Origin of the sequence: Paraburkholderia sediminicola, from assembly GCF_046026895.1 — a bacterium.
Classification (GTDB): Bacteria; Pseudomonadota; Gammaproteobacteria; order Burkholderiales; family Burkholderiaceae; genus Paraburkholderia; species Paraburkholderia sediminicola_C.
The window spans coordinates 1-6103 of record NZ_JAQQEU010000154.1; the positions used below are offsets into that span (position 1 = coordinate 1).

The 6103-nt window shown below is 59.6% G+C and carries 5 protein-coding genes and 3 pseudogenes; all 8 read right to left on the bottom strand.

Features of this window, described 5'->3' with window-relative positions; genetic code table 11:
- A partial coding sequence (locus tag PQR02_RS39255) for a transposase zinc-binding domain-containing protein (protein WP_408243201.1) occupies positions 1-265 on the bottom strand: 265 nt, incomplete at its 3' end.
- Between the two features lie 20 nt (positions 266-285).
- Positions 286-450 (bottom strand): annotated as a pseudogene (locus PQR02_RS39260) (tyrosine-type recombinase/integrase); the annotation flags it as partial.
- Between the two features lie 140 nt (positions 451-590).
- Positions 591-1589, bottom strand: a complete 999-nt coding sequence (locus PQR02_RS39265; RefSeq protein ID WP_408243202.1) for a site-specific integrase — start codon at positions 1587-1589, stop codon at positions 591-593.
- Entirely contained in the window at positions 1586-2530 is a 945-nt protein-coding gene (locus tag PQR02_RS39270) for a tyrosine-type recombinase/integrase (RefSeq protein WP_408243203.1), read from the bottom strand. The genes PQR02_RS39265 and PQR02_RS39270 overlap by 4 nt, the downstream gene beginning before the upstream one ends.
- Positions 2527-3765, bottom strand: coding sequence for a site-specific integrase (locus PQR02_RS39275; RefSeq protein WP_408243204.1), 1239 nt, complete (start codon positions 3763-3765; stop codon positions 2527-2529). Before PQR02_RS39275 ends, PQR02_RS39270 begins: the two co-directional genes overlap by 4 nt.
- 43 nt (positions 3766-3808) lie before the next feature.
- Positions 3809-4234: pseudogene (locus PQR02_RS39280) on the bottom strand (tyrosine-type recombinase/integrase); the annotation flags it as partial.
- A gap of 121 nt (positions 4235-4355) precedes the next feature.
- Positions 4356-5557 (bottom strand): IS3 family transposase gene (locus PQR02_RS39285; protein WP_408243205.1). Its coding sequence is split into 2 segments (ribosomal slippage): positions 4356-5275 and positions 5275-5557, totalling 1203 coding nucleotides; the frame shifts between segments, so codons are not numbered across the junction.
- Between the two features lie 50 nt (positions 5558-5607).
- Positions 5608-5976 (bottom strand): annotated as a pseudogene (locus PQR02_RS39290) (site-specific integrase); the annotation flags it as partial.
- Between the last annotated feature and the right edge of the window lie 127 nt (positions 5977-6103).

Genomic DNA, 6103 nt, shown 5'->3' on the forward strand with positions numbered 1-6103 from the left:
ACTCGACCGGCAGCAGATCGGCCTCGCGCGCTTCGAGCCAGCGGCGTGCGGCACTTGCCTGACACTTCGGGCAATGTCGATTCCGGCATGAGTTATATGCGATCTCGGTTCGCGAGCAGCCTGAACAGCGCAGCACATGCCCGCCGAGCGCCGCGCTGCGGCACTGTTCGATGGCCGACATCACCTTCAGCTGCCCGAGGCTCAGTGCGACCGTGCTTCGCCACGTGGTCCCGCAGGCGCGGAAGATGTCCGCGACCTCCAGCATTGGACCGGACCGCGCGTCCGCTATTCGAGGCGCAGGCGCTCCAGCGGACTAACGACTTCATGCAGCAAATCGGTGGCGACCTGGGCGTAAAGCGCTGTCGTTTCGAGCTTCTTGTGGCCAAGCAGCACCTGAATCACGCGGATATCCACCTTCTGCTCGAGCAGGTGCGTCGCGAAACTGTGGCGCTTATATCGCTGGGTAAATAAGCGCCACTATGTACCCTTCCGGATTATGTCGGGTGGCGGATTGAACTCCAACAATTGACCAGAGATTGCGGGCCGTCAAAGAGATGCGCTCAAGCGATCACCCGATATAATTCGGCAGCCTAAAGACTGTTCAGGAAGTCGAGGAGCTCGTCTGTTGGCTTGAAGCGGCCTGGCTTGCCGCGTCGCGGAGTTGCCTTCTCAAGGGCCTGTTCCTTCATCGCAAGGGTCGCTTCGACATAGATCTCCGTGGTTTCCACCGATTCATGTCCGAGCCACAACGCGATGACCGAGCGACGAACGCCTGATTGCAGAAGGTCCATGGCCATGGTGTGTCTTAAACAGTGAACAGTGACCCGCTTCTGATTCAATGACGGGCAAACTTCACACGCGGCCTTGCGGTGCTTGTTTAGCAGATACTGCACACCATGAACACTGAGGCGTTCGCCGCGCTCGCTGGGAAACAGTACTGTGCCATCACCACGTTGTGGTTCTCGCAGCCATGCTTTCAGTACAGCGCGTGTGGATCTCGCGATGGGTGTACAGCGCTCTTTTCGACCCTTTCCGATGACCCTCACGTGTGCGCCGGTGCCAAGCACCACATCCTCGCGATTGAGTCCGGTCATCTCGGACAGGCGCAGACCGGTCTGGACTGCGACCAATAGAAAGGCGTGGTCGCGCCGGCCAGACCACGTGCCCTGATCAGGCGCAGCAAGCAAGGCGTCGACTTCTGGAGGCGTCAGGAAGTGGATCAGCTTACGGGTGAAGCGCTTGCTGGGGATGGCAAGCACCCTCTGGATCTGGGCAGAATGGGCCGGTGCTTCGAGAGCGGCGTAGCGAAAGAAGGAATGAATCGCCGCAAGGCGCAGATTTCTGGTGCGAACGCTAACGCCCTGGTTCTTCTCAATCTCGTCCAGGAACGCGACGATCAGTGGAGCATCGATGTCTTCGAGGTTTAGCTGCGACGGGGACTTATGCAGGCGCTGCTGCACGAACTTAAGGAATTGACGATAGGTATCGCGATAGGCACTGATGGTGTGAGGGCTCGCCTGACGCTCTTCCATCAGACGCTGCGTGAAGAAGCGCTCCAGTAGCGGAGCAAAGGTGGCGGTATCATTCATGGCCGATCTCCCCAGAGTTGTTCGAGCCGGCGCATCGCCTCACGCATCAATTCGGGCGAACCGTTCAGATACCACTGCGTATCCTCGACGTGAGAATGGCCGAGGTAGGCTGACAGGATTGGCAGACGGCGCTCCGGGTCATCTCCGGACTTGTACCAGCGTACAAGTGTATTCGTGGCAAACACGTGCCTCATGTCGTGCAGACGCGGCCCGTGACTGTCGGATGCCCCGCGTAAGCCAATCTGCCGCGACAATGAATAGAAAGTGCGATGAATTGTACCGGCATCCATCCGGTTACCCCAGCTGGAAACAAAGAGATAGAAAGATACCGGTCGACCCGCCCAGTGATGCTCACGCCGCGTGATGTAGGCTGCGAGCACCTTGCATGTTGAGGCATGCAAAGGAATGAGTCTCGTCTTTCCGAGCTTCGCGCCGCGGATCGTTAATATCGCCCCCGTCAGATCCACGTCCTGAAGCTCGAGATTGCGCGCTTCACCCAGGCGCATGCCCGTGACGCTCAACAGCCCGAACAGGCAGTGATAGGTCCATGGCAGCAGTGCAGCCCGTTCATCGTGGTATGGCATCTGCAGCGCCGCCTGTAGCAGGCTACGGATCTCGTCGGCCGAGTATAGGTATGGTCGGGCCCGCTTCGGTCGAAATGGCAACAAGCCTGGTGCTGGTATTTCCGTGCGGGGATCGGTAGCACTGCGATATCGCGCGAACCCACGCAACCAGCGCATTCGTTGCGCCCATCGGTCGGGCTGGACATTTGTGGGTTGCCGAGCCCAGGCGAGCGCCAACGCCTGCGTAACGTAAGAAGCACGATGCTGTTCCATGAACGCGACGAAATCGGGTAGCGCTGTGCTCTCCTCCCTCAATTTGAATCCCAGGCTGCGCCGCAGGTCGAGGTAATCCTGAACAGCCTGCCGAAGCGTATTCATCGTACACCTCCGGGCCAAGGCAACGCGAGTGCGCGCAATGCCTTGATGTCGACCCGAGTGTAGATCATCGTGGTCTGTGGGTGACGATGACCCAGCACCTCGCCAATCTCCGTGAGCGAAGCTCCATGACTCAGCATCTGGGTAGCCAGTCCGTAGCGGAACTGATGGGCACCGGTTGTGGGCGCGTCAATGCTGGCACGCTGAAGTGCACGCCGAACGACGCAGCCGAGGCTACTTGGCCCACGAAAACCGGTGATGCCCGCGCGTGCACGTAAAAATACGCGGCGACTGGCGCTCTTCGGCCGCCCGTGCTGCAAGTAGGCGGCGATGGCTTCGCCGACGTCCGCAGGTAAGGGTAGCTCGATGCGTTGTCCACCCTTGGTGTGAACGCTCAGTTGACCTGCGTCCCAGTCGATATCATCGAGTTCGAGGAAAACCACTTCACTGGATCGCAATCCCAATCGCGCGAGCATCAACAGGATCGCGTAGTCGCGACGACCGACTGTAGTCCGTCGATCGATACTAGCCAGCAACTCCCGAGTCTGGTCTGCTGAGATTCCCCGGGGAATTGACGGGCTCGACCAGTTGGCGACCACCGGAACGGCGGCAGCGAGGTCCAGCGTGATGTCGCCGCGATAGCGCATATAGCGCAGAAAGGATCGCAGAGCAGTGGTCATAAGCTTCGCCTGCTTTAGATGCAGTCGTGGCGCCTGGACCTGCACAAAGCGCACGACATCGGCCGCACGTAGTTTCGATAGCGTGACCCTCCCATTCCCGAACCGATGTTTGAGAAACTCGCGGACGAACGGCACGTAGTTAATGATCGTGGCTCTGGCAAGAGCTTGAATATCGCGCAAGTACGCCTCGTACTCCTGTACACAGCGCTCAGCCGCCGAAATCCGAATTGTTGCCATCTGCTCAGGCGGAATCACGCCTTCGCCGCGAAGGAAACCAATAAGCTGTCTGAGCGCTGCCCGATCATCGTTGCGAGGCCGGAAATGCCGGGCACGATAGCGCAAGTATCGTGTTGCGTGATCGAAGCAGATATCCCGTACCCCCACACCTCTCTGTTTAAGCCATCGACTGAAACATGCGGCGATCCGGACCTTCCGCTTCAGGGACCATACGTTGTAACCCTGCGCGCAGATGGCGTTGGCAAAGGATGATAGATGGGCTGCCAGTGGACCTTCAGGTTCTCGCGAGAGAACGACCTGATCATGAATGGTGTACTTCACGACGAACTCCTTCCCTACGTGGGTGGAGGAGTCAAGATTATCTCTATCCGGCGTTGTCCATTTGCCCAGAAAAATGGGCTATCAGGAGGCTACAAGACATAATCCGGAAGGGTACATAGTGGCGCAGCGTGTGCATCGATACGCACTTGTCGATCTGTGCGGCTTCGGCAGCGGCGCGAATCGCGCGATTCAGTTGCCGGGGAGTCAGTGGGTCGACAGGATCGAGCCCCGGAAATAACCAGCCGCCATCGGGCATCCTGCCTTGCGAGCGGGCCACCCGCCACCAGACACGCAAGCGCTCCAGCAGCACCGGCGAGAGCATCGCGTAGCGATCCTTACGGCCCTTGCCCTGTTCGACGCGCAGAGTCATGCGTTGGCTATCGATGTCGCCAACCTTGAGCGCGACCACTTCGCTGGCACGCAACCCCGTGCCGTAGGCGAGCGACAACGCCGTCTGATGCTTTAAATTGGAGCGGTACCCATTTCGTGGACGCCATGAACTGGCTTCGAGAGTTATCCACGGCCGGTCGGCGGGTCGCCTGTCACGACCATGACGTCGACCGGCCGTGGGTAACTCGACACTCGTTATGTTATGACGCGGGTTCCTCCTTGCGTTGATTCTCGGCGCGCCAGCGCCGCTCGAATTCACTCGGGCTCACGTAATCTAACGATGAATGCAGGCGTTCAGTGTTGTAGTACGTGAGGTACTCCGTGATGGACAACCGGGCCTGTTCGCGCGTGGCGTAGTGCTCTGGATACACGCACTCGACCTTTACCGTGCCGTTAGCCGATTCCATCGGTGCGTTATCCCAACAGCTCGCCTTGCGGCTCATTGAGACGGTAATGCCACGCGCAGCAAGCACCTTGCGGTACTCGTTGGCCGCATATTGCGACCCCCTGTCAGAATGATGCATGAGCTCGCCCGTGGGGCGGCGCCACTCCAGCGCCATGACCAGCGCCTGCAGTGCCAGGTCTTCATCGATGCGCTCGCTCATCGCCCAGCCGACGAATTTGCGACTGAACAGGTCAAGTACCAGGGCGAGATACAGCCAACCTTCGTCGGTCGCCACGTAGGTCAGGTCGACCAGCCACTTGCGGTCGGGCGCGCTCGCCTCGAAGTCGCGAGCCAGCACGTTGGGCGCTACCGGATATGCGTGCCGGGAGTCGGTGGTCACAACCCGGAAGCGTCGACGCAACCGGCTTTGCAAACCGTGTTGACGCATCAGACGACCAACCCGCTTCTCGTTGATGCGGCCGACTTCATCCCGCAGTGCCCGATGCATGCGCCGGCGACCGTAGCGGCCGCGATGGCGCCGCTGCAGCGACTGCATCCGTGTAACAAGACGCGCGTTTTCCACGGCCCGTTGCGACGGCGCGCGCTTGCGTGCGGCGTACCAGCCGCTCTTCGACACGCCCAGTGACTCGCACATCAATCCGACCGGGTAAGCGTTTCGGTGTCGCTCGATCCAGGCGTACCTCACAGCGACTCCTTCGCGAAGTACGCCGCTGCTTTTTTCAGTATTTCTTTCTCCATTCGCAGCCGTGCATTCTCCTGCTTCAGGCGTGCGTTCTCAGCCTCCAGATCCGTGACCGGGGGCCTTTGCCCACGCTTGACTGGGGCCTGCCCCTTACGCGCATCGCCAACCCAGTTCGCCAGCGTCTTATCTGACATCTCCAGACTTCGCGCAACCTCCCGCAATCCTCGCCGGCCTACAATCACTTGCTCGACCGCTGCTGCGCGAAACTCCTCCGTGTACTTCCGTCTCGGTACTGATTTCATCGCTTTCTCCACAAGGCTGATTATCAACCTTATGGCGTCCATTTTTCGGGGACCAGATCAAAATTACCTGTTGCCGCGATCAGTCGCCGGACCTCGTCGGGGCTGAGGACCACTGGCAGTACGCGCGGCACGCGCACCGGCTGCATCCGCGCCATTAATTCCGGCTTCTGAAGCGTGATCTCGAAGAAGAACTTCAGCCCGGTGATCGCGGCATTAAGGGAGACGGGAGACGTTCCGCGATCGACCAGATACAACTGGTAGTTTCGCAGGTCTTCGACAGTCGCTGTCGCGGGCGAGCGTTTAAGATATCGGGCGAATTCACGCACAATGCGCAGGTAGCCCGCTTGAGTCTTCGGAGAAAGCTGACGCATGCGCATGTCGTCGGTCATACGCTGACGCAGAGGGCTGACGCCCGGTTGATTGGAGGTCATGATGCAGCTCCGTTTGAAGAACGAGGCGGATTGCCTCGACCTCCAACATACGGAACTGCGCGGCGGACTTCTCTGAACCCTTTACGCCTGGCCGTAGCCCCCTACCGCGCGAGCGGTTTCGTTCGCC

What these genes read in the sequence shown, in the direction of transcription:
- PQR02_RS39265 (WP_408243202.1), bottom strand. Translation starts at nt 1,589, where the DNA reads ATGAATGATACCGCCACCTTTGCTCCGCTACTGGAGCGCTTCTTCACG.
- PQR02_RS39270 (WP_408243203.1), bottom strand. Translation starts at nt 2,530, where the DNA reads ATGAATACGCTTCGGCAGGCTGTTCAGGATTACCTCGACCTGCGGCGC.